The following is a 25,312-nucleotide window of genomic DNA, read 5'->3' as shown; positions in this document are numbered from 1 at the left end:
TCTAGATCTATAAAATCACAGTTATTCCAGGTCCTAAAGATATGATAGCCTGCTCAGAGTTTGTCTATCGTATATCAAAGATCCTGAAGCATATGAGCTACTATAAAGCTACTGTAGTGTTCTATTTAGTTGTAGGCGAGTCTCCTTGGTAACTGCAGGATAGCATTACAATTCGATTCTGAAAAACAACGTTTGGCTGCATCCCGATAAGGAAGCCACATGTATGAGATGTGCTCTTGCGGCGCTAGAGTGATATTAATAGTTTCTGGCACGCAGAGGCTAAACCAGTGCTCAATATTTAGCTTGACACCAGGTGCATAGCGATGGCGCCATTGCGGGTAGATCTTATATTTAACAGAATGCTGCCAATTAAGTAGCGCATTAACCGGTATCTGTGCCGTATTGACTATAATACCTGTCTCCTCAAAGACCTCTCGCTCTACGGCTAGTAGAAGTGGTTCGTCATAAGTATTAATTGAGCCTGTTACGGATTGCCAAAAACAGGGGAAATCCGCACGATTTATAATCAATACGTTAAGCGAAACGGTGTGAATTACTACTAACACCGACTCCGGTATCTTAAATAGCCTAGACATTAATAATTTTTAATGCGCATTGCGCTAGGCGCTTTCGGGCTCGGCGTTTTGATGCCGAATATGTAAATTATGCAACTGAGATTTATCTACTCGGCTTGGTGCTTGAGTGAGTAGGCACTGCGCGCGCTGCGTTTTAGGGAATGCAATTACATCTCGAATCGAATCAGCACCAGCCATGATAGTAACAATTCGATCTAGCCCAAAAGCAATACCACCGTGTGGTGGCGCGCCATATTGCAAGGCGTCTAAGAAAAAACCAAATTTTGTGCGTGCTTCCTCAGCACTAATCTTCATCGCCCTGAATACCCGACTTTGTACATCTTCACGATGGATCCGCACTGAGCCGCCGCCAATTTCCTGACCGTTAAGAACCATATCATACGCTCTTGCAAGACAATGACCTGGATTAACCTCTAGGTATTCGAGATATTCATCCTTTGGACTAGTAAATGGGTGATGTGCAGAAACCCAACGATTTACCTCGTTATCGTACTCAAACATTGGAAAGTCTATGATCCACAGAGGTTTCCAACCTTCTTCGGATAGCCCAACGGCGCGCCCAAACTCTGAGTGACCAATTTTTAATCGCAGAGCGCTAAGGCTGTCGTTAACAACTTTAGAGCGGCCCGCACTAAAGAAAATAATATCACCATTCTGCGCGGCAGTACGCTCTAAGACGGCATTAATACACGTATCATGTAGATTCTTTACAATCGGGCCTTGCAAGCCATCTCGCCCTTTAGCCACTTTATTAACGGTGATCCACGCAAGACCTTTTGCGCCATAGATACTTACAAAATTTGTATAACTATCAATATCTCGGCGCGTTAACTCTGCTCCGCGTGGCACACATAACGCGGCTACGCGGCCATCTTTCATATTCGCCGGTATACTAAATACTTTAAGATTCACATCCCTCATTACATCGGTCAACTCTGTAAATTCTAGCCTTACACGCAAGTCGGGCTTATCGGAACCAAATCGTCGTAGCGCTTCTGCATGAGACATAACTGGAAATGGATTAACAAGCATGATGTTAATCGTTTTTTTAAACACATGGCGAATCATCGCCTCGAAAAGATCTCGGATTTCCCGCTCGTCTAGAAATGAGGTTTCGCAGTCAATTTGAGTGAACTCTGGTTGCCGATCCGAACGTAGATCCTCATCTCGGAAACACCTTGTAATTTGATAATATCGGTCAAAATTCGCTATCATTAGCAGCTGCTTAAACAGTTGCGGCGACTGCGGTAACGCAAAGAACATCCCGGCATTCACACGAGATGGTACTAAGTAGTCCCGCGCGCCTTCTGGTGTGCTCTTTGTGAGTATTGGAGTCTCAATATCGATAAATCCATGCTTATCAAGATACTTGCGAGATTCCATTGCTACATGATAACGCAAACGCAGATTATGCTGCATTTGCGGCCGGCGTAAGTCTAATACGCGATGCATCAGACGAGCATTCTCCGATAGGTTCTCGTCGTCTAGTTTTATTGGCGGCGTAATCGATGCGTTTAGTACGGTCAGCTCGTGGCATAAAACCTCAATCTGTCCATTCGTGATATGCGAGTTAAGGGCATTTTCAGGGCGAGCCAGCACCATGCCAACCACACGTATACAGAACTCATGCCGCACGCCTTCGGCGATCTTAAACATATCCGGCCGATCCGGGTTACACACTACTTGTACTAATCCCTCACGATCGCGTAGATCGATAAAGATGACACCACCATGATCGCGGCGGCGATGCACCCAGCCGCATAGCGATACTAATTTCCCAAGCAGTTTTTCAGTCACTAGACCGCAATACTCAGATCTCATTGACATGATATTTGTCTTTTATTTGTAAAAATAAGCACGTGATGTGCCCATATGAATTAGATTAGCCGTTAATTAGCTAGCATTAGCTCCCCTACGGAGTAGTTAGCTGATTCTATACTCATTAATATAAGAGCTACTAGCCTGGTTAGTACCATCTTAGCTAGCGTCATTATATTTAGTCTTATTACTACAGCGTGGCTGACGCATAATATAGACGTCTACATAATTAATGATTGTCGATGCTGCAGATCGGGATCTCAGTTAAAAAATTAATAATATGCGTTCTTATTATCAGATAGTTTAAGGTACTTTGTATAAACATTACCCATTAATAGTGTCAGTGTGTTAGCTATCTTTTCTGAACATGAATATAAAAAGAATTAATGCTTAATAAGCCAAGAGTTTTCCCTAGGAATTGACGGGGGGTCTATCTTTATAAGATTCTAAATTAATATATTAAGTACAAATACAGATATAAGAGAATAAACCTAATATCTGGGCAGAATTTACACATGCGCACTCACTATTATTCACTTTATCTATAGCATACAACCCGATCATTGGAGACTTAGTGTTTATATAAAGAAGCACTAGGGGAGCAATTTACACTTTAATTGGCTGAATTTTGATAGATAGATGCTTAGACAGATTTTTAGAATAGTTGAGCCAGTCGTGAGATATACCTCCCATCACTTTTACCATGTTTTATCGTATCGCCGCTCTGTTATATGTATAGTTACCGCTATATAAATTACTCAATAAATCATCAAAGAGCTCCTCTAACTTAGGTCTAGATGCAGTCACTTTATTACTGATACGGTGTATAGAATCCCTAGTTTTAGGAGCTTAGGGGCGAGCGTATAAATCGGTGTCGTCTGCCTAAAAATCTCATTAATTATAGCCTAGGCCAGAATTGGTATTCGAATAGAACAACACTGGCCTAGAGACTAGAACTTATATCAGACGTTTTCTGCTGGCAGCTTACTTACTGCATGCTGGCTAACGTATTTAAATAATAGGCTGAGGTATATCTAAGTAGTATCCTTATGCTATATCAACAAATGGAGCTTTAAGCTGTTCCATAAACAAACATTTTAAGAAATACAGCGAGCTACTATTATATTACTATCGAGACTTAAGATGCCCAGACTAAAATAGGAAACAGGAAAACATACTTATATGCCCATTATGACACGAAATGCAGAGTACACGAGGTATAAATCTTATTTAAGTATACGGGCTCGTGCTAGTCTCGCAGCGTTAACCGCGTTGATCAGAACTCTAACAATAGAACGCGACACATCCTCTTATCGACTAGTATCCCACGGTATATATACTTAACACTTTATAAAAAACCTTAATATATGGTTCTTACTACCTAGAGGCACTATATAGCCCGAAGTAAGCAAGCAACGCGCCAGCGCTGACGGCTATCCCGAATACTACTATCCTTTGTATTAAATAGTTAGTTCGGCGCTGCTCGACAAGTATTTTCAGCATCATATCCTCTGTAGTACGTGATAGATGATTATGATGATCAGATAACATATGATGAATTAAGCGAGGCACTTGTGGAAGAGTTTTACTCCATTGAGGGGATTCAATTTTCAGTCGCTCTATCCAACCTCGCCAACCGATCTGATCATTCATCCAACGTTCTAGATACGGCTTAGCCGTTGTCCATAGATCGAGTTCTGGATCCAGAACTCGGCCTAGGCCCTCAACATTAAGCATCGTCTTTTGCAATAGTACTAATTGCGGTTGAATTTTAATGTTAAAGCGGCGCGATGTTGAAAAAAGTCTCATTAGCACTTGGCCAAGAGAAATATCCTTCAAAGCGCGGCCAAAGTAGGGCTCACATACTGCACGGATCGCGCTCTCCAGTTCTTCAACTCGTGTATGTGAGGGGACCCACCCAGATTCTAAGTGTAACGTCGCAACCCGATGATAATCACGTTTAAAGAAAGCAAGAAAGTTTTGTGCTAGATAGTTTTTATCGAAATCTGATAAAGCGCCAATAATCCCGAAGTCCAGGGCGATATAGCGACCGAAATGGTCTGAGTCTAAGCTCACCTGGATATTACCTGGGTGCATATCAGCATGGAATAACCCATCTCTAAACACCTGTGTAAAAAATATCTCAACACCTTCCTGCGCAAGTTTCTGGATATTAACACCAGCTGAGCGTAGCTTATCTACCTGGCTGATTGGCATTCCAATCATCCGCTCCATCACTATTACCGTCGATGTGCAATACTCCCAGTACATTTCTGGCACCAAAAGAAGATCTAGTGTAGAAAAGTTTCGGCGCAGTTGGCTTGCGTTTGCAGCCTCACGCATCAAATCTAACTCGTCGTGTAGGTATTTAGCAAACTCTTCCACTACCTCACAAAGCCGTAATCGCTTGCCGTCGGCCCATAGCCGCTCTGCCCAGCGCGCAATATCACGCAAAAGAGCAAGATCAGAGTCAATTACCGGCAGCATACCCGGTCGCAACACCTTTATTGCTACAGGCTTCCCTGCGTGCGCGCCACTCTTCAGCCTTGCAAAGTGCACCTGAGCAATTGAAGCGCTTGCTACTGGTATTCGCTCGAATTCGTCAAATAGGACATCAACTGATTGGCCTAGCGAGTTTTCGATCAATTTAATTGCTATTGTAGAATCGAATGGCGGGACCTGATTCTGCAATTTTGACAGTTCGATGGTGATATCTATCGGTAATAAGTCACGCCGGGTCGACAGGACTTGGCCGAACTTCACAAAAATTGGGCCGAGGCTTTCCAATGCTAATCGCAGTCGCCGCGTGCGAGGAATCAGCATCGGTCTTCCAAATGTCATTATGCGCACTAGCAGCTTTACACGCCAGTCAACACTATAGCTTAGTATTATCTCATCGAGTCCGAAGTGATAGACGGTAAATAATATTTTGAATAGGCGTAAAATTCTCATGGGCGACCGAATGAGTGCGGGTCGTCGGCCGCATAGAAGGATGCTTTTATAGATAAATTTGTACTCGGATATCTCGTGATGATACATGAAATACTATTTTCTATCCAAGCAAGCATATCGCATATGTTCGCAAGTTCATTGCTGAATTGATCAAACCGAGTTCGGTGAACTAATTGTAGATTGTCGTCCAGTAGGTATTTAGTTAGTGATCTGGGTACGCTTAGTACAGCACGGTGTATGTAAGCTGAAAAAAGTCGTTCTAGCAACATAATACGGCGAGCAGACGCGTCACTGAGTAGGCGAGCGAGATCCTCTTCTAGGTCCCAGCGTAAATATTTTGCGAGTTTAGTAACTATCGCCGAAAATTCTGGGTCACCATAGATTCGCACATACTTAAAAATCGTCGTTTTCTCGCTAGTGGCAAATGCAAATAATACTGGCGCCGATACCATAATCGTGACATCAGCTATCAAGGGAACGGTAGCTTTTAGCACCTCAACCTGCACTTCGCGCGATATAGTAGACGCGAGACTATTCCTAGCGAAGTAGAGCTGGCAAGCGTGAGCGGTCGATGTAGCACAGCTACTGTGCCATCGTCTCCAATAACCAACTCAAACATAGTTGAAACTAATGCTAGCCTTACAGTTTTCCCGGTGTACGCTAGCAGGTACTGGCGCCCCCATATTTCTCGAATCAACAAATGGCTGATGAAAGTAACTAAAAATATAGAAACAATAGTCATTGACAAGGGGTAGGAAGAAAACCTTACGAGGGAACCTGCTCGGTATGTTATATTACAGCTTATAGCAACTAGTCACCAACCTCTCGGCTTGATTGAATATGACCTCATCGTCAGGGTAGTGGCCGAATTCCTAGCTAGCACCCAGCCTTTACTGCTACGCAGATTTCGCTCAAATTCCATATTTTAGTAACCAGCTCGGCTGCCTTACCATCTACTTTACGCAGTAGTCCATAGAATTAGACTGACGTAACATACTTATTACTATGATTAGCGTTTAGTTGTAGCACATCAGTGCGATTTTAGCTATTACTCGCATCAAGAGCTAGCTTGATCTTGGTAAACATTCCTAGTGTCGTGAACTCACGGATGTCGTTAAAATTTACGGCGTCTCGGGCTGCTTGCAGGCGCAAGAACTGTGCTTTTACTTCGCATATAAGTGCATCGATATTACAATCAGTAAGCATCGCAGAGGTATTTAGGATACTAGAATTTACGGAGACGCATATTTGCTATCGGGTTCGATGACCGTTCGACTAGTGCTTTTTGTCATGGGCAACTACACTAGCTTTATATTAATCTGGCGATCTACCAGACACTGGATCGAAGCAGCTATGCGTATAAATATGGGCAGAGATCGCACATTGCTATCTAGACTTACGGAATAGCCATAGACTAAGAAGGGCCACTAAGATAATAAGAATTGTATTGCTTAGTACACTAGCTAAGGCACTACCAAATCCAAATTGTGACAATAATGCCGTCAACCAAAAACTGGCCGCTAATCCACAAAAGTGGCCTGAGCTAATTACACTTAGGCTCGACCGCCAAAGACTGAGGTGTGCGAGCATGTGAGGACGCTTTTGCACCTTGTGATTGCGCATTGAATTGTATAGGCAGTAAATAATCAACCTGCAACTTCCTACCGATCAAGCGTCTACTACCTATACGCCTTGCTGCAGCATCGCATACGCCAAACGAACCAATAGCTAGTAAGCTAGTAAGCTAGTTTCCGCAATCGCACTGAACTGATAGTGAATAAGCGCACTTAATAGCCGTGAGACGGCAGTAAGAAAATATAGAAAATTACTAGAAAATAGGGTGTAGGCTAACACCTAATTTCCTGGGCGGATACTAGTATTTAGTGGCGACGTGCAATGCAATAATACCACCTGTCAGATTAATATCTGACGTTGTCTAGTCCGGCTTATGCCATCATAGTTTTTAGAGCTTTCTAGTCCAGATGTAGCTGAATCGATTTAGCTAGATACTGATAGCTTTCTAGCTCATAAGCCACTTTTTGGCCGAGCCAAGGTAGTAGTTTAAATGAATACAGATCGTAAGCTTTTGAGTGGTTGCCGCACTGTAGAGAGTTTTAGTACAATAGCTGGTGCCTGGCATATAATACTCGGCGCATCTCAGCCAGAGTAACTGCCTTGTTGATCATATTACGCAGACCGATGCGATACTTACTACATTGAAGTAGTTGTCAGGAAATAGGACTTTTTCTGCATCGTAGCATATCATCGGTATAACGATACCTTAATCGAGCAGATGTTGCGTCCTGGGCATAGCATTGATTTATTAACATCGGTTGCTATACTTGTCCAGATGACCCCAATTGCTTAAAAAATAGCTCTAAGCCGCCTGTATCGCTAGCTAAATCTAACACACGTAGTCTAAACGTATGCCGGCCGCTTTATCAATGACAAACGCTTTCTATATACGATGAAGTCCGACTGACATTAGGTTATTCATTAAGTCATAGCGTGATGCGCTAGTATGAAACACTCTAGTAACTTTGCTAGCTTTCTCACTTTAATTGATAGTCTGATAATCAAAATTGGTCCTCGTCATAGCAATAGCCCCTCAAGTAAAAAGCGCGACATACATCACGGTAATATACATAGAAATCTATTGATAATAAACGGCGCGCGAGTAGTTTCATTTATTAGGGCGGTACCATTCGTGCTTGCTATTGCAAGATAGGCTTACTAGGATGCTGCGCAGATCGAGAGAGATCATACAGAAATCCTATAAATAGACGGCAGAATTATGCTCTTCGAAAAACTTCGGCTTAAAAAGAAGTAACCAACTAAGCCCGACTAATAACTATATTAATTGATATCAAACATATCTATAGGTACTCTATAAATGTAGCCTATAGCTAGGCACTAGCTGTACAGAACAGTTGCATACTGTACAGTATAAAGTTCACTACGATAACGGTATCTTTACTAGCACACCAGCACATCGGAAAGAGAATCTGCTATTGATTGAGTCAATTTTAGGATTGCTATATTCACGCGCCGAAAATATCGATGCTAAACAGCATATAAAAATATGGCAAAGTATGAATCCACCATACAGCAGAGAATAGCATCTCTGTGCCGATAAGCGACTATCTTAATAAGACTACCAATATTAAGCATAACTAGAAATTGATTCAGACTTTTTATTTTTTATTAAATGCAATCGATGTCAAGGTCAAAACTAGGATGCATCACAACATAGTTACTGCTTTCTGATCTTTTCCAACTCTTTATGAAATAGAATCTAATATGTAGAGGTATGTCAGGACACATAACTAGAATCTAGACAGATATACGACTTTTTTGTGGGTTTAGTAGTACTGTTTCTAGCTAATAATTAGCTTTAGAGAGTCTCTAGTTTTAATAGATATACGGAACGAGCTCAGTGTACAACACAGGTAGATGTATGATATTCACTATCATGGTAGAAACTCTCTATAGAGCTTTGTTCTAGTAGGCTATCAGCATTAGTTAAAATAAAATGTTTAGTCCAGCACGTGAATTGTTATTAGACTAAGCTATAGTATAATATTTAAATAATTTAAATCGTCTAACATATTAAATCTAAATCTTTTTAGATATATCTTTAGGATTTCTCGCATATATAATTTTGTATAAAATATTGAGCTAGTTATGTTTTCTGCTATCTTTAATGGCACTTTATAGATGCTCGAATATAAGCCTTATATCTTAACATTTTAGCTATTATACTCAATTAAGTAGCTCTAATCAGCAGCATAAACATCAGACAATTATCCGACAGTAACCCATACTAGGAATGAAGAATTGATACTGATTTACCTAACGATTTATCTAAAAGAAAGTGATCTCTATACTATTACCTTATATCTTAAACGCACTAGAAAACAATAACCCGCTACGTGACCCACGATAAGTGGGGTAATGTCCTACTAAATCGTTGTGCTAGGAAATCTTCCATCTTCTTAATGCTTGTTTTAATCTCGGTGCACTATTAAAATTTAACGCACTATATGGACACAAAGTATTTTACTTTAGCACTAATACTTCTTTTTAGAATATCAATTTATACCACCTCTAATTCCAGTAACGCGAATTACGCATAAGCGAATATTCTGACTTAATGCTGATGATTAGAATACAGCACTAGCTCATAGCAACTAAGTATTTTATTTTTATGAGAGAACGTCATATTCATTATTTATGGATAACTAACTTATTATTTATATAGACTTATTAGGGTTTCTATAGAATGGCTAGCCTAAACTAGCGATCCAGTGAATGACTATTTTAAGAAACATAGTAATTTTACTGCCTACTTAATCTCAGATAGTTATAGTGAAAATTAGTGCTTATATTAGAAGTGATTTATATATCATAAAGTGTGTAGTATATTAACGATAGAGTTTTAAGGTGTGCTTGCAGACTTCAATAATATAACTTTCTAAGTTTACAAGCACATATCCTTCTTAAGTATTTAATATAAAAGATGTTAAAAAATACTTGCTCTTATTGTCGATAAGACACGTAGTAATGTGTGTATATTATTTAGCATAGTACATCTAGTTTTATTAAAGCGTGGGGGGTTATCGTGCGCCGTAAAAACGAGATATAGGGTTCACCGATTGCTTTTATGTACATAGAAATTAACTATTTAGAATGGAATATCATCATCCATCTCCTCGAATCCACCGCCGATAGGTGAGCTGGGACGATTCACACTTCCGCTCGCACCCTGACGGGCGCTACCCCCGGGGGGGGCAGGGGTTGCACTTTCTCCCCTTCGGGGGGTACTCGAGGTAGTGCTACTTTGGCTATCCCCCCCACGGCTACCTAACAACTGCATGTTGTCTGCAATTATTTCTGTAGAGTAACGGTCCTGGCCGCTCTGGTCCTGCCATTTTCTAGTGCGGATACGTCCCTCGCAGTAGACGGATGAACCTTTCTTTAAATACTCGGCAGCAATCTCTGCTAATCGGCCAAAGAAAACTACACGATGCCACTCAGTCAGCTCCTTAAATTCACCTGTTGCCTTATCTTTATACCGCTCTGTTGTTGCTAGGCGTAGATTAGTCATCGCATCGCCGCTTGGCAGGTAGCGAGTTTCCGGGTCGGCGCCGAGGTTTCCGAGAAGAATAACTTTATTGACGGATGCCATATGATGCCCTTTTCCAGTTTAATTCGATACGCGTTACACGAGGCATCGGATATAAGGTTAATGCGTCACACTGCAGCTACTAGCTGTTAGTTGCACTTTTATTGGGTGTATGATTATAAGCTATGCAAATATTAGCTTGAAATAAACAAGAATACCATTTATCCGCTATACAGCTTAAGCAGCTAATTACGAGCCTAGTGCGCTTATCCTAAGAGCGCTAGCATTATATTATAGGAGCTCATCTTAGCGCCTTGGTATACATCTATTCGTAAGCCCCGATAGGATCGGCAACCGAAACACACTTTCTGGTCGTAAAATACAAATAATTATATAGCTATAGTAGCGGCTACTTATTATCTTGTAACCGACCTGGGATAGAACAAGTTATTTAATTGAGGGTGACCACACCATAATACTCCAAAGTATTATGGATCCTCTTATCCTGACCCTCCCTACTTCTTGTCCCCGATCACTATTCTAGCAGCATCAACATACATGTTGATGCTATAATTGGCAATAAAGCTCCTTTGGCGTGATGTAATCTGCAATTTATACTAACTATAATTTTCAGCATAATAATAAACAATACGCCTTGCGTCGAATGTAACGCGCATGCACTGAGTGCATTTAATCAGCTCGGCTAATACAAAACTCTATAGCAATACGTCTTAACGTGAGTAAGCGTTAATACAGGATAAGGACGATCTGCAGCATAATTAAATTTATAACATTGATGTTACTCTGACCGCCGCAAGCAGACTACTCATGCGGCCCACTGCATATAGATATAGCAGTAGGCTAATAATAACCATCCCTAAGCAGGCTCCAATACTGCCTCCAACCACGATCCGTATCGTCTTAGCGTGTGATTATACTGCGTGTAGAAATCGCTGATTAGCGCAAGCATGGCTAAGGAAAGATCTGGGTACTGTACCGTACACTTCCGACTCTAATCCGGTGGATATTATCCGAAAGCACAGGTATTTTGCAGCAAGGCTCGAGGATCGCCAATCCAGAGATGATCATCGGCTCGTGCTTAATCTAGGTAGATAAACCTCTATCCTCAGAAAATATCGACGAGCCGAGTCAAGCTACAGATACCAAACGAGACTCCTTATGGGAAATAGACTACTCAGTATCGCTTCCTATAATCATGCCTAGCATAGATAGAGAATGCTGATGGTAAAAAACTGATGTAAGTGAGAAGTTTACGCATAACTTTAATGCCCTCTTTATAGAAGGAGGAGTGGGCGCTATGAATAGAAATTAATTAAATGGCCGCTTAGAAGCTAGCATAAAACCGATTACCATTTATTATAAGGTCGAATTTGGTGGGATTCTCGCATAGCTGTCGCTCTTACTCAATAAAAGAAATCCGTATCCGTAGAGCACGTACCTACAACTTAAAAAGTTTTAACTTTAATCTGCCGCGCTATAAGTTACATGGGGATAACAACGCAATGAATAAAGTCTTTCCTAGTATACCAGTTAGTTTATACTAGTGCCGGAAAACCTAATTTTTACCTGATTAATGATTTGTCTCTAGCTATATCAATTAAGAAAATAGACGTCCCACAACCCACGCTACATAGTTGGCACAGTCACGAAAATTTCCAATTACTTACAGCTATTGCACGCAAGGGTGTATGCTGCATCAATCCAAACTACTATATTGCCCTGCAGACATAAATCTTGTCTTACATGGTCGACACTATGCTGATGCTGCCTAAAAAACACAAAGTTAATGATTTTTAGGTCAATTAAAGTTAACTGAAAGAGCTAGTATGCCTAAATATGCGAGCATATGCAGGCGTGAAGCTATGAAATCAATATACTGCTCAGGTTAAAAGAATGACAAACATACGATCGAGGTCGTCATAGATCAGCACAAAGTATGTGTAGAAATGCATCGGGCGTCGCGCGGAGTCGTTGAAGATCGCGGGGGCTACTCGCCGGCAGTCTTAAAATCTTACTATAGATAGACAATAACACTCAGCATTGTTCAACGAAAAGTTTGCATGCTCGGTCTTTTCTATTACTCGAGCCGCACTTATTCTCACTGAATAATCCGATGGGTGCCTACTAGTAATGCGATAGTTGAGAACAGAAACCTCCCCTTCTTTTATTCAAAACAGGTGGTTTCGTACCCATAGCTACAGTTAGCCGACAGCGCAGTGAAAGGGTAGGGTTATCGAAATCAGCTCTATTTTAAGGAGTTGCAGAGCTTAGCGACATTCTACAAATTTGATATCGAAATAGATTTCGAGGGCCTGCCTAATCCAGTACGAAAATACGTGCCGTATAATTCTAACAAATAGATTATGTAATGCTTATATATATAAAGGACTTTAGCAGCGCTGCGATATGGTCGAATATGCTCTAAGGCATTATTAGAGTTTAAAACACCGCTACTGGGAAACTAATGCAGCAATAGTGCGAGAAGTAATAACTAAGTACCAGAATCAACAAGTGTGCCCCCCCGAACATGGGATGCCAGACTACAGCGTGAGGCGTACCCCATGCAAAGATCAGCTCTAACATAAACGCACAGACAACCTATGAGGTGAGTAGCTGGCCGCTGTACGGATAGGAACCGGTTACTTTCTAAATGCTTCGGCTAAAGAACGATAAGTGCATAATAAATAAAAAAGTAATTAAGGATATTACGCACGCTTAATATTTCTACAAAATTTTTAGGCGCTATTAGCGATTGCTAGATCGCAGTACAAATACTTTTTTTCTTGGGGTCGAGGCTAACTGGGGGGCATAATGTATATTCTCGATGAACCATAAATCCAGCTATATTAACCTGATAACAAGCGATTAATGGAGACACTAAAAATCTGCGCGATCTAGATAACTCAGTCCATATTGAGGATGTGGGGTACATCGATGCCATCATATAGAGAGCTAATTACGTAGTAATTATAAACCTGCGCGCTAGCAAGCGAGGCAGAAAATAGCAATTATACGGGCACATCAAATCATATTAAAGATAAGACCGCTTCTCGATCATCAGGCAATATCTGTTATCGAGAGCAGATCGCAGTACGATTATATCTCATATAATGGAACGACCGACGGCTGAAAATCGGGAAAAGCCTATAATAACAATCTGTGATATGTACTCCCCAGTGGGTTTATACTTACCTATATAATCGTCGTGTCTGGTTCGGGTAGGCCTACCCTAGATCAAGGATACTCTGTACTATGCGATCTTGCACTATCTATGCAGCTCGACTGCTGAACCTGTCTCGTGTGATTCCATGGATAAACCGAAGTATTTCGACGGGGTAATTAATATTAACTAGCCTTAGTCAGGCATACGCCGAGTGTAAACTTAGCAACTTACATCAGCCTGTTCACTCAAAGCTTAATGTTTGCTGGTGTGACTAAAAACTCAGCTATCATCTAGGATGATTTTTTCAACATTAAAGGCAGTTTCTTAGAATCCTCTTCCAAGAGGGTAAGCGTGCTGAAATTAGGGATGTACAATGATGCTATGCGATATGTACTACAGCAAGCGGTATAACCAAGAGACGCCTGAAATACGGCACAAAAGTAGCGATATCAATAAGATTCTTGACACGACAGTCGAATATATATATCAATTTTTGATCGGCACCAGTTTTTTGCGAAAACGCATAATACTATTCGATGTAAAACTTAGTTAGGTTTAGCTAGGCTAGTCTAAAAACGAACAGCGTAATAGATCAAGCCTTCACTAGAACTAAACAAGAAAGATACTGGTCACAACTCTATATGCTGGACCAGCTGATGACGAAGCTATTATTATCATGATAATGGGTCGTTTACCGATCGCATGACTATGAAAGTATAATTTTGTTGTCAAGCATAATCTCGACGTAATCAAGACCTTAGATTAGAGCATTGCTAGATCTTGGATCAAGCTATTATGCAAGGAATGCCTGAATACTTAGTACAATTAAAGATAAGTTATAGTTATACAGAAAATATACATATCACCGCTGCTTGATACATACTAGATACAGGCCTAACACATATGGTGTGCAGCCCGATTCGTACATAAACAAATAGGTTAGGGATGGCAACAGAATATAAAATAGCACGTCTAAGCAATGACCGAGCCGACTCGGCAAATGGGCAGTGTTCAGTAAGCTATCCATTTCCCAAGTTCGCTATAGTAGATATTATCAGCTACCTGTTAATGGCAGTTGCTATGCTACTGATTATTAAGCTAAAACTACTTAGTGCGCTACTTGCTGGGCTATTTGCCTATCAGATCGTTCAGCAAATATCGCCATGCTTGGAGCATTACCTATCTAGCCAGAGTGCACGGTGGTTTTCAGTCGTCCTTATCGCCTGCATCGTGGTCCTTGGCTTCACTGGCATCTCACTGGAAATCGCGCAGCATCTCAAGCATAGCGTTACTAGCACTCAAGAACTATTCGAGCACGTAGTATGCTACTTAGAGCAGAAAGTCACGCAACTTCCGGCCTGGATATTAGAATATTTGCCAATCAATACTGCCGAAATAAAATCAAATATTTCTATCTTTCTATATTCTCATGCAACACAGCTGCAAGAAGGCGGCAAGATCATACTTCGAAGTGTCTCACATATTCTGGTCGGTACGGTCCTTGGTTCGATCATAGCTGTTAGCGTGCTAGATAAGTCAAATCGTGCACCATTGCCCGCAGCGCTAGTCATGAGAATAACGCGTTTTACTGAGGCGTTTCGGCGCATTGTATTCGCACAAATTAAGGTTTCAGCGCTTAATACATTTTTTACCGGGCTTTATTTGCTAGTTGCATTACCACTATTTCATTCAAGACTGCCTCTGTCTAAAACATTAGTGATTTTCACATTTATAGTCGGATTATTGCCGGTTATTGGAAACCTGATTTCCAATACTATGATTGTTCTAGTTTCCTTGACTTCTGGTATTGGTATAGCGGTTTATTCACTTATATTCCTTATTATAATCCACAAGCTAGAATACTTTGTAAGCGCACATATTATCGGTAGCGAAATAGAGGCCAAAACATGGGAACTGCTAGCCGCAATGCTGGTCATGGAAGCAGCGTTTGGGCTGTTTGGAGTAATCGCTGCGCCGCTCTTCTATGCGTATATCAAGCGTGAATTAGTACTCTCTAACGTACTCTAGGCGCAACTTATATGCTGCACGTTGCATAAGCCTGCTGCATATATTATTGATAGATTTGCTGCGTGTTACATGAATATTTAATACTCCACATATGATGGTAAAAATCGATGGTAATCGAGCATTATGGCTAGCGCAGCATGTGCTCGACATCGAAGCAAATGCTATCCGAAACTTGAGTGCACATCTAAACTGCGAGTTTATTACTGCCGTAGAAATGTTACTGACTTGCAAGGGGCGTGTAGTGGTTTCCGGCATTGGTAAGTCAGGTCATATTGCAAGGAAGCTAGCTGCTACGCTGGCAAGTACTGGCACACCTGCGTTCTTTGTACATCCGACTGAGGCAAGCCACGGTGATCTTGGCGCAGTTACAACTGACGACGTATTTATTAGTTTATCCAACTCCGGTGAATCAGAGGAACTAGTTGCGATACTACCTCTTATTAAGAGAATTGGCGCAAAATTGATCGCGGTAACAGGACAGCCAGAGTCAAGTCTGGCCAAGTTAGCTGACGCGCACTTAAACGCACAAGTGGAGAAAGAAGCCTGTCCCCTAAATCTCGCACCAACAGCTAGCACTACAGCTAAACTTGCACTTAGCGATGCGCTAGCTATAGCAGTACTCGACGCACGTGGCTTTTCTGGAGGTGATTTTGCGCGCTCGCATCCAGGTGGTAGATTGGGTCGGCACCTGCTAGCTTATGTATGCGAGGTAATGCGTACTGATGACCAAGTGCCGCGAGTACCTCTGTCTGCAACAGTTCGGGACGCGTTATTTGAAATCACAGAAAAACGACTGGGTATGACGGTAGTCGTAGATAAAAATTCTCGCATTGAAGGCATCTTCACTGATGGTGATTTGCGCCGTGTATTAACGCAAACAGGCGATATCTCTAATCTGCTTATTACTGATGTCATGACACGTAGGCCACGTACGATCAGTGGCGGTCAGCTGGCTATAGAGGCTATAAAGCTAATGAAGCAATTCCAGATTAGCCAGATTCCGGTCGTCTCTACTAATGGCGTGTTAATCGGGGCGCTAAATATGCACGACCTTTTTTCTGCTAAAGTTATTTAGCTCCAGAATAATCCTTATAGGAATGTAGAGTTAAGCATGTTGCGTATATCAAGCCTATAATTTTTAGGGGGTGGTAGAGAGCGCGCTTATTAATGAAAGTAAAAAAACATCCGAAAAGACTGTCTTCAAGACCGTGATCTTACCCTTTTATAGTCAAGAGATTAATTTTATAGGGTGCCTGGATATTTACTAGTGATACTGTAGATAAATAGCACATATAAGACTAGCCTGATTTGATAGACAGGTATACCTTAAGTTTTGCTAAGAAGGTTCTTAAGTACTGAGACTTTAGGTATTTAATTGCGTCAATAAAATCAGGCTCACATAAGACTCGTACTATGTGTAAAGTCATCAACACTTTATTGCTATACGCTTAAAATTAGTATAGCAACCATCTAGACGTATCATACAAAAATGCAGTAGTGCTAAAAATGCGTTCCTATGCTTGGTTTTCACTTATGATTATGGGATTGCTCACCGTTGGTACGTATTGGCTACTACAGAATACGCTACCGTATCCGATGCAGGTAATATCAGACGCTAAGTTACATATACCGGACTATTTTGCTGACCATTTCTCACTTTCGATATTAAATAAAAGTGGCATAACACAGTACCGGATAGCAGCTGCGTCAATGATTCACTATGAGGACGATCCAGAAACGTATGCGCTGCTATTAGCAATACGAGCCTTTACACCAGGTCAGCCAATCGTTACTGCTACCGGCAAGCGTGCTCGCATCAATGATAATGGCTTAATTTTAGATCTATACAATGATGCACGCATCGTACGAGAAGCGAGTCAAACAGATCCTCTGATACAGGCTGACTCTCAGCACTTCTGCGTGTTAATCCATGACAAGATTATTAAAACCGAAAAGCCAGTTAAATTACTGCATGGCTCATTAAAAATGAAAGCTAATGGTATGATCTACGATAATGTAATCCGGGAAATACGTCTACTTGCTCAGGTACATGGTGTGCTTCCTACTACATCCAGCCCGGCGTCTAGAAAACCACGTCAGTTAATGACTGATACTTTTTTCTCGCATGATATTCATCAACCTAATTCTTAACCACCAGACACCTACGCACATACTGCATCCGAAGCAATATAAGGCGATGAATCGCGCCAGCTCCGCATATAAATCGATTATCGCATCGCTCATTGGCTTGCTGCTGCTTGCACTAGTGCTACCTACTGCGCACGCTTCGCATATAGCTCATGATCAGACACTTAACATCGAAGCTGATCAGATGACATATGACGTTCTAAGTCAGCTAGCTGTTTTTACTGGTCACGTTATTGTAACTAAAGGCGAAATCTTAATTCGGGCCGATCGCATAGATGTTAGACAAGATCCACAACGCTATCAATATGCTACCGGTATCAGCACTGACAATAGATTATCATACTTCCGGAAAAAGCGTGACAGTATAGATGAATATATTGAAGGCAATGCAGTATGCATTCACTATGACGGAAAGCAGAACCTAACGACGTTAACCACGCACGCCGCTATTAGGCGCTTACATGGGATGTCTCAGGTCCTTGATGAAGTGCACGGTAGTGTAATAACCTATAATTGCCAGACAAATTTTTATACCGCTCAATCGGGTAAGGATATCGCGGGGCCTGGAAATCCAAGTGGTCGTGTGCATGCTATGCTTATACCTAGAATAGAGAAACAGCACGCCCCTCCATTCTAGGTATGTACTGTTGATGCTATATAAAACGTTAAAAGAATATAGACATATGCATACACTAATTCCATTAGAATCAGCTAAGACTGCGGATACTAGCACACTGTCTGTTCGAAACCTAAGAAAGCATTACGGTGCGCGCACCGTAATTAAAGATGTGTCGCTTGATGTGAAAAGTGGCGAAGTAGTTGGGCTACTTGGACCAAACGGAGCGGGTAAGACTACTGCTTTCTATATGATTGTTGGGTTAGTGCCAATTGATTCTGGTGAAATTATGCTTGACAATAGGTCAATTAGCAAGCTGCCGATCTATAGACGCGCCCGGATGGGATTGTCTTACCTGCCTCAGGAGGCATCAGTATTCCGTAATCTATCTGTTAAAGATAACATCTGTGCTGTTTTGGAGTTGCAATTAGACAAGAATAACCAATTACTCTCTAATCAAGCGGTATCGATACAGGCAAACACGTTACTCGAAGAGCTACAAATTAGCCACTTGAGCGATAATCCTGCAATTTCATTATCTGGTGGCGAGCGGCGTCGTGTTGAGATCGCACGCGCGCTCGCCACCCATCCAACTTTTATTTTACTGGATGAGCCTTTTGCTGGAGTAGATCCAATAGCCGTTCTAGAGATCCAGAGGATTGTAAACTTTTTAAAAGAGCGAGGCATCGGTGTATTAATTACAGATCATAGTGTGCGCGAGACACTAGACATTTGTAATCACGCGTATATAATTAGTAATGGTAGCGTGCTTGCAGCTGGTACACCTAAGGAAATTATTAATAATGATAGTGTGCGCCGTGTTTATTTAGGCGAACATTTTTATATGTAATCCCTATTGCTAAACCTGGATTTTACATCACTATCTTAGCAGTAAATGCTGCTTTAACTAACTCATAAAAATAATACAAACAAGGGCCGCCTGCCCTAAAAGATTACTAATAGACGTTGAAGTCAACATTCATTCCTGTTCTCAGCAATAGCAGTTGAATAAAATAAAATTGCAATAGACAATCCACCCACTCAAGCTATATTTAGTCAAATTTCAGAAAAAGTTAGCTAGTATACTAAATACCAGTATTATAGTAGTGCTGAATTGTTCTTAGCGCCAATAATATCTCTAATTAAATTAGAGATTACAATAATAATATGAGCGAAGACCACAATAAAACCCTAAATTTGTGATTATCATTTGATATAGATACTGATTAGTACGTAAGTCCTCGCGCACGGTTTTTAACCGTTTTGATCTAAAGAATGTTTAGGTACTCTCGCACCTAGATGCCTAAAGCCAAATTTTTTAACTGAAATCAGGGTATTCTATGCGTAACCTTGTATACCTGCGCAAATACCTGAAGGTCATCACTGATTCGAACGAAACATCTTACTCTAAATCTATATATACCCCCTAAAGAGATGGTAATTAATATCAGGATACGAGGTTATATCCTGACCGTGTATCAACTACCTATATACAAAATGCCACGTAGTAGCCAAAATGATGTAGGCAGGAACTTATTATATTTATAACTGTAAGAGGTAGATTATTTAATCTAAAACATCTTAGTCGCGCAAGCGCGTTTATACCGGAATCTTTCCTGCACTGCGGGAGTACGATCTACACTGGGTGCTTCAGCTAAACCTATACGAATATAACCATATTTAAATTACGACTTGGATACTTTCCATAAGCACCCCTTTCAGCATTAATACTAAGTATAGGAAAAAAGCTCTAAATTTTAGTGGCAACCTTAATCGCCTAAAACTAATACGTGTCTATTTGACAATGAGCAGCACCGGACTAGGTAACAAGAAAGAATACCATATATACGTCTAGCATTAACGAGCGAAGTATATTAGACGATAACTCGCCACTTCACTAAAGCTTAGTTTGCTGACACGGGCCATGAAGGCCGGGACCTTGGTTTCTCGCGGAAACCACTAATAATATAACCTCCAGGCCTGATTTGCTTCACTACTCAAAGCTAATCTATTCAAACGGGAGTCAAGTTCTAGGTGGAACTGCGATTAATTACCATTAAGGTTAAAGCAATAAGGATCTCTTTTGCAACATGCCTGGGCAGCTAATTGTGATTGAACTGCGCTGCTTTAGTTGTAGATGGAAGTGCAGCAGCAGTGCTAAAATTACTGCTTTGATGTATGTACTACTCTATTATACTATTTACCATGTTAATTTTGTATAGCCACTACCTACAGCTTGCTGCCTATATATCACGCGTCTGAGTACCTCAAGAAACACTACATGTCGTGTTTCTTGCTACCCTTAGTGCAGCATACGACGACTCGAGGTTTAAAAAAATCAAGATAGAGTTAAAGCTAATCAGCCGCGGCTATGAATAGCTATCGACTTTGTGGGACTTATCCTAGGTTGAGGCTAGCTAAGGTCCTATGAAGGAGCTTTCTTACCGGCGAAGGCAAGCCATAGTCGCTAATAATATCGAATCGAACCCATGCTATATCTGCTTGAGAATCGGGCTTCGGTGCGTCAGCAGCTAGTTGCGCAAACTGCACCTCAATTTCTAGGCGAAAATGCGTAAATGTATGTACCAGCGACGCAAGAGGTGTTAGTACGACGGCTTTTCCACTAAGTTGCTTAGCACGCTCAGCGAGCTTATATAAATCATCTGCCTCAGGTAAACTCCAGAGCCCGCCCCAGATACCAAACGGTGGTCGTTTTTCAAGCAGTACCTGATTAGTACTGCGCAGCATCAGCATTTTTGTGCGACGCGTTGGTATAAACTTCCTGAGAGCAGGAGTCGGTAACTCGCTCTGTCGATTCGTTAAATTGGCTACGCACACGTGCGTGAATGGGCAGCATTTACAATCTGGGCGGCTGTGTAGGCATAGCATTGCCCCTAGATCCATCAGTCCTTGCGTATAGGCGATAATGGGCTCGACCGGCGTGCCGGTGCATTGCTCGATATTATTCATAGCTCCTGCTAGGGGGGGCTTATAAACTGCAGGCAGCAATGATTCAGCTAGCGTCCACATCGTGGTCTCTACACGTTTATCACCTAGGAAGCCGTTAATCCCAAAAATCCTGGAGAGTACTCTCTTGACATTGCTATCCAAAATGGGCGAGTGTATGCCATATGCAAATACAGCAATTGCCGCTGCCGTTGATCGGCCAATGCCCGGTAGTGATCTAAGTTGCTCAATAGTCCTTGGAAACACACCGTTATATTGCTGCTGCACAATAATTTTTGCACACTGGTGCAAGTTTCTCGCGCGAGCGTAGTAACCCAGTCCACTCCATAGTGCCATCACATCATCAGATGCAGCATCTGCTAAGGTGTGAACATTAGGAAAACGCGCGAGGAACCTTGAATAATAAGGAATTACTGTTGAGACCTGCGTTTGCTGCAACATAATCTCAGACAACCATATCCGATATGGATCCCGGTTGTGTTGCCACGGCAAGTGATGCCGTCCATGAATACGTTGCCATGCGATTAGATGCAGCGCAAAGTTAACCGATTCTATATTGTACCCCTATGAATAGATTGATTTAGATCTGGCAAGGCCTTCGGTAATAAGCGATAGCTATACTTTTCATGCGCTATGCCAAACAAGTGAGTTATAGATAGGAAAGCTTATTTATAAATAAAATATGTACACCTAAAATAACTTCTCCCGATATACTGCTAACCAAGGCCTGAAATAGACCCTCGAATGTATAAATACCGCATCTATACATAGACACTATATTATTTACTAACGCTTATAAACGTCCTCCTGATTAGTACCATGGTGGACTATATAGCCGCGCCCAGAAGGCTCGACCCTAGGTCTGACTACTAACTTATATTTAAACGAGCTACATCTGATCAGTACGGGTAGAAAATGACTGGTAAATTTTGCAAAATCTACGAAGTTCAAGCATATATAAGTGCATAAGGAACCCTTTACTCCCAAGCTTAAATAGCAACTGTTTTCTGCGCTTTTCTACCCCGTGTATCCTACTTAATCTAGAGCAACTAGCGCTAGTTGCTGCCTAATCAAATAGTACCCAATCCAATCGCATCTCGACGTGCTGCGTGCCTTATCTAGTAATATATGCTTAATTCAGTGGCATATTATCGAAACTTATAAAAGTTTTAGTCTTCATGGAAGAAGAAATAATAACTATATAGGCGTTTACTTAAATTGATTAGCATACCGATGCTAGATAAGCAAAAGACGAGTCTTCTATTACTGATTAATAGCCTTATCCATTAAGCGCCGCTATTATATTCTTAGCGAGTTCAGCTAATAGCTGTTAGCCCGCCCAGCATAGAGTGAGACGCAAAAATTTCGTCGTTTTTTGTACAACTCCACTGATATAGTGTATGCACACAAATAGATTACTCACTATTAGTACCGACCCTCACTGTTAGTGCGTCTGGAAAACCCCGAGAAAAACAAGCTTGCTATCTATTCGAATCAGCCACTCGCTGTAAACTGTACAACAGAAAAAGTCCTTTACCCTCCCTACTCTCTCAGTTGGAGAAAAAACCGGCACAAAAGCTAGAATGACTAGCTAACGCTAACAGCGAGGGTCTTTAATACATGCATAAATACCACTCGCGCCAATTTAGTCTTATCAAAGAAACTCGCTAAACGCTAAGTGGCAGCTGTATAACAACGCTTTTCGGCGGTGAGAAGCTAAAAAATAATCTAGGTTAGGTATATCTATATCTAGCATCAATCATGTTTAAATTAAAGGAGTAAATTAAAATTTCCTGATTTTATCTAACTGTCACTTAGCACCGAGCTAGCTTATAATACACTTAGTTATTCTTTATGCACTATAAGTAGTGGCTTATAGGAGCTGTACACTCATCAAGAGATTATTATTGTAGCTATACAATAGTACTTTTGTGATGATTAGTATCTCTAGGATTAATAGACTATGGCGATAGATTTAATTCGTTGAATGCACCGTGTTGTGCGTATACTTTCAGACAGATTCAGAAACTAGTAGTACGCTTCCGTATAAGAAGTACTAAAAAGTGACTAAAATAAGCTTAGTTAGTGCGGTAGGTCTTAGAGAAGATCAAATATACGCCATTCAAAAACAAAAAAACTATGCCGTATCGATAACCAGTTGCATTAGGCGATGTTGGCTTCGTTACTTTTATTTAGTGTATGTGCAGAGAACTCATCCTAATTTTTATCTATTCGACGCGCATAGCCTTCTGAGATAGTTTTAGACAACACCAGTGTTACATCTAGAGCCCATGTAACATGGACGCTTCGAGGTTATCTCTATCCTAGAGTCGGCAATTGCAAAACGCTTATAGAAATTTTGATTGGCTAAGACCGGCTATACTATCAATCTAAAATTGTTGAACCCGTTCAGCAAAACACTAGCTATAATTGTATGCGGACTGGAATTAGACCCTCTCTAGTTGTTTAAAAAAAATAACAAATGGCGTCAAGCATATCGGGAGGGGGCTAATATGATAAGTACGCTGGGCTTCTTACTGCTAGAGATAGAACTTCGGTATTAGTTTTGAGCATCGGTATTCCTATATTTTCTCACACTGACATCAACCAACGATGCTAATCACTTTAGATGCATCAGGCAGGATGGCTAAAAATTAAATATCTGAGCTACTACACTAACTGTTACAGAAAGCTGGGTCAAGTAATGGTGCCTGACGCGGCAGGTATCACAATTATCAATCTAACTAATACTGAACTAATAAACCGAATATAGATGAATATTGAGCAAGACCTACATGATTGAAACTGAGGAAACGCTGTTTGACTGTTTAGCCCCAGCGAAACTTAATCTTTTCTTGCATGTGATTAGCCGCCGAGACGATAGGTACCACGAACTGCAGACAGTATTTCAGTTGCTGGACTGGGGTGATGTACTGCATTTCCGACGCCGAGACGATGGAGAAGTGCGCTATTTACAGCCGCTAGACGGCATTCCAGAACGGACTGAGCTTAGTGTTCAAGCGGCAAAGCTGTTACAACATCATAGCGGCTGCCATTATGGTGTAGAGATATACATCGACAAGCGCCTGCCGATAGGAGCGGGAATTGGCGGAGGCAGTTCGGATGCGGCAACCACACTGCTCGCACTAAACCGGTTATGGCGGCTGTATTTACCGCGTACGATACTACAGGCTCTAGCACTAAAACTTGGCGCTGATGTTCCGTTCTTTATATTTGGGCGAAATGCATTTGCTCAAGGCATAGGCGAGCAACTGCAGCCAGTTCATCTGCCGGCACGTACATTCCTAGTGGTTAAACCAGCGGTGCATATTTTAACCTCAGAAATTTTCAGCTCTGAGACGTTGACAAGAGACACCAAACGCATAAAAATTATGGACTTTCTTGCACAGCAGAATATTGCTAATTCCAATGCAACACTTACAGGAAGTTGGCCAGATAATTTTGGCCAAAACGACATGCAGGAAGTTGTTGTTAAAAAATATGTAGAAGTAGCAAGAGTATTAGATTGGTTGTCAGCAATCAGGCCAGCGCGTATAACTGGGTCGGGTTCTGCCGTGTTTGCGGCATTTTCTAGCAGGTCAGAAGCAATACAAGCAAAGCTTCTTTCTGGCTGGGAGAGTATAGTAGTGTCAAGTTTAGACTATCATCCGCTATATACTTTCGCCTCATAATCGTTCATAAAACTTTCGTCACGTCAAGTGCCAGAGTCTCGGTTGAGAAAATGATTTATGTAGGGGAGTCGCCAAGTTGGTTAAGGCACCGGATTTTGATTCCGGCATTCGAAGGTTCGAATCCTTCCTCCCCTGCCAATTATCTATATCGTAAGCGTGGCTTATACCTTAGTGTTATACACTCGA

At 41.4% G+C, this 25,312-nt stretch carries 13 protein-coding genes, 1 tRNA gene and 1 pseudogene; 7 read left to right on the top strand and 8 right to left on the bottom strand.

What is annotated here, in order from left to right; translation table 11 throughout:
* Positions 1 to 125 precede the first annotated feature (125 nt).
* From nudB to KW136_RS00460, 7 genes and pseudogenes are all read right to left on the bottom strand, one after another.
* Positions 126 to 596 carry a dihydroneopterin triphosphate diphosphatase gene (gene nudB / locus KW136_RS00490; RefSeq protein ID WP_216796410.1) on the bottom strand — a complete coding sequence of 157 codons (471 nt, stop codon included), beginning with the start codon at positions 594 to 596 and terminating at the stop codon, positions 126 to 128.
* 24 nt (positions 597 to 620) lie between these two features.
* Entirely contained in the window at positions 621 to 2,423 is a 1,803-nt protein-coding gene (aspS, locus tag KW136_RS00485; RefSeq protein WP_216796409.1) for an aspartate--tRNA ligase, read from the bottom strand.
* Between the two features lie 1,368 nt (positions 2,424 to 3,791).
* The gene (gene ubiB / locus KW136_RS00480; RefSeq protein WP_216796408.1) at positions 3,792 to 5,366 is read right to left on the bottom strand and encodes a ubiquinone biosynthesis regulatory protein kinase UbiB; all 1,575 of its coding nucleotides are present in this window, start codon (positions 5,364 to 5,366) and stop codon (positions 3,792 to 3,794) included.
* Positions 5,363 to 5,872 carry a hypothetical protein gene (locus tag KW136_RS00475; protein WP_216796404.1) on the bottom strand — a complete coding sequence of 170 codons (510 nt, stop codon included), beginning with the start codon at positions 5,870 to 5,872 and terminating at the stop codon, positions 5,363 to 5,365. The genes ubiB and KW136_RS00475 overlap by 4 nt, the downstream gene beginning before the upstream one ends.
* 535 nt (positions 5,873 to 6,407) lie before the next feature.
* Entirely contained in the window at positions 6,408 to 6,572 is a 165-nt protein-coding gene (locus tag KW136_RS00470) for a hypothetical protein (protein WP_216796399.1), read from the bottom strand.
* A 667-nt stretch (positions 6,573 to 7,239) separates the two neighbouring features.
* Positions 7,240 to 7,962, bottom strand: a pseudogene (locus tag KW136_RS00465) (ubiquinone/menaquinone biosynthesis methyltransferase).
* A gap of 2,088 nt (positions 7,963 to 10,050) precedes the next feature.
* The gene (locus KW136_RS00460; protein ID WP_216796398.1) at positions 10,051 to 10,554 is read right to left on the bottom strand and encodes a single-stranded DNA-binding protein; all 504 of its coding nucleotides are present in this window, start codon (positions 10,552 to 10,554) and stop codon (positions 10,051 to 10,053) included.
* A gap of 4,066 nt (positions 10,555 to 14,620) precedes the next feature.
* Between KW136_RS00460 and KW136_RS00455 the strand changes: the two genes are divergently transcribed.
* From KW136_RS00455 to lptB, 5 genes are all read left to right on the top strand, one after another.
* Entirely contained in the window at positions 14,621 to 15,703 is a 1,083-nt protein-coding gene (locus tag KW136_RS00455) for an AI-2E family transporter (protein ID WP_246583188.1), read from the top strand.
* A 91-nt stretch (positions 15,704 to 15,794) separates the two neighbouring features.
* On the top strand, positions 15,795 to 16,778 hold the full coding sequence (locus tag KW136_RS00450; RefSeq protein WP_216796397.1) for a KpsF/GutQ family sugar-phosphate isomerase: 984 nt from the start codon (positions 15,795 to 15,797) through the stop codon (positions 16,776 to 16,778).
* Between the two features lie 431 nt (positions 16,779 to 17,209).
* The gene (gene lptC, locus KW136_RS00445; protein ID WP_246583187.1) at positions 17,210 to 17,854 is read left to right on the top strand and encodes an LPS export ABC transporter periplasmic protein LptC; all 645 of its coding nucleotides are present in this window, start codon (positions 17,210 to 17,212) and stop codon (positions 17,852 to 17,854) included.
* A gap of 46 nt (positions 17,855 to 17,900) precedes the next feature.
* Positions 17,901 to 18,488 (top strand): lipopolysaccharide transport periplasmic protein LptA, encoded by a 588-nt coding sequence (lptA, locus tag KW136_RS00440; RefSeq protein WP_216797355.1) that lies wholly within the window; start codon positions 17,901 to 17,903, stop codon positions 18,486 to 18,488.
* A 46-nt stretch (positions 18,489 to 18,534) separates the two neighbouring features.
* Positions 18,535 to 19,317, top strand: coding sequence for an LPS export ABC transporter ATP-binding protein (gene lptB / locus KW136_RS00435; protein ID WP_216796395.1), 783 nt, complete (start codon positions 18,535 to 18,537; stop codon positions 19,315 to 19,317).
* A 1,547-nt stretch (positions 19,318 to 20,864) separates the two neighbouring features.
* Here lptB and mutY read toward each other — a convergent pair.
* Entirely contained in the window at positions 20,865 to 21,989 is a 1,125-nt protein-coding gene (gene mutY / locus KW136_RS00430) for an A/G-specific adenine glycosylase (RefSeq protein WP_216797354.1), read from the bottom strand.
* A 2,240-nt stretch (positions 21,990 to 24,229) separates the two neighbouring features.
* Between mutY and ispE the strand changes: the two genes are divergently transcribed.
* Both ispE and KW136_RS00420 read left to right on the top strand, forming a co-directional pair.
* Entirely contained in the window at positions 24,230 to 25,126 is an 897-nt protein-coding gene (ispE, locus tag KW136_RS00425; RefSeq protein WP_216796394.1) for a 4-(cytidine 5'-diphospho)-2-C-methyl-D-erythritol kinase, read from the top strand.
* 61 nt (positions 25,127 to 25,187) lie between these two features.
* Positions 25,188 to 25,264: transfer RNA gene (locus tag KW136_RS00420), tRNA-Gln, on the top strand.
* Positions 25,265 to 25,312: the final 48 nt, after the last annotated feature.

The organism is Candidatus Vallotiella hemipterorum (genome assembly GCF_910593725.1).
Classification (GTDB): Bacteria; Pseudomonadota; Gammaproteobacteria; order Burkholderiales; family Burkholderiaceae; genus Mycetohabitans; species Mycetohabitans hemipterorum.
Note: the sequence above shows the minus strand (reverse complement) of the source record. Positions and strands in the feature narration are given on the sequence as shown.

Coding starts and splice junctions, on each gene's coding strand:
- lptB (WP_216796395.1), top strand. CDS start 18,535: ATGCATACACTAATTCCATTAGAATCAGCTAAGACTGCGGATACTAGC.
- KW136_RS00455 (WP_246583188.1), top strand. CDS start 14,621: ATGGCAACAGAATATAAAATAGCACGTCTAAGCAATGACCGAGCCGAC.
- lptA (WP_216797355.1), top strand. CDS start 17,901: ATGAATCGCGCCAGCTCCGCATATAAATCGATTATCGCATCGCTCATT.
- KW136_RS00450 (WP_216796397.1), top strand. CDS start 15,795: ATGATGGTAAAAATCGATGGTAATCGAGCATTATGGCTAGCGCAGCAT.
- nudB (WP_216796410.1), bottom strand. CDS start 596: ATGTCTAGGCTATTTAAGATACCGGAGTCGGTGTTAGTAGTAATTCAC.
- KW136_RS00470 (WP_216796399.1), bottom strand. CDS start 6,572: ATGCTTACTGATTGTAATATCGATGCACTTATATGCGAAGTAAAAGCA.
- lptC (WP_246583187.1), top strand. CDS start 17,210: ATGCGTTCCTATGCTTGGTTTTCACTTATGATTATGGGATTGCTCACC.
- ispE (WP_216796394.1), top strand. CDS start 24,230: ATGATTGAAACTGAGGAAACGCTGTTTGACTGTTTAGCCCCAGCGAAA.
- aspS (WP_216796409.1), bottom strand. CDS start 2,423: ATGTCAATGAGATCTGAGTATTGCGGTCTAGTGACTGAAAAACTGCTT.
- KW136_RS00460 (WP_216796398.1), bottom strand. CDS start 10,554: ATGGCATCCGTCAATAAAGTTATTCTTCTCGGAAACCTCGGCGCCGAC.
- ubiB (WP_216796408.1), bottom strand. CDS start 5,366: ATGAGAATTTTACGCCTATTCAAAATATTATTTACCGTCTATCACTTC.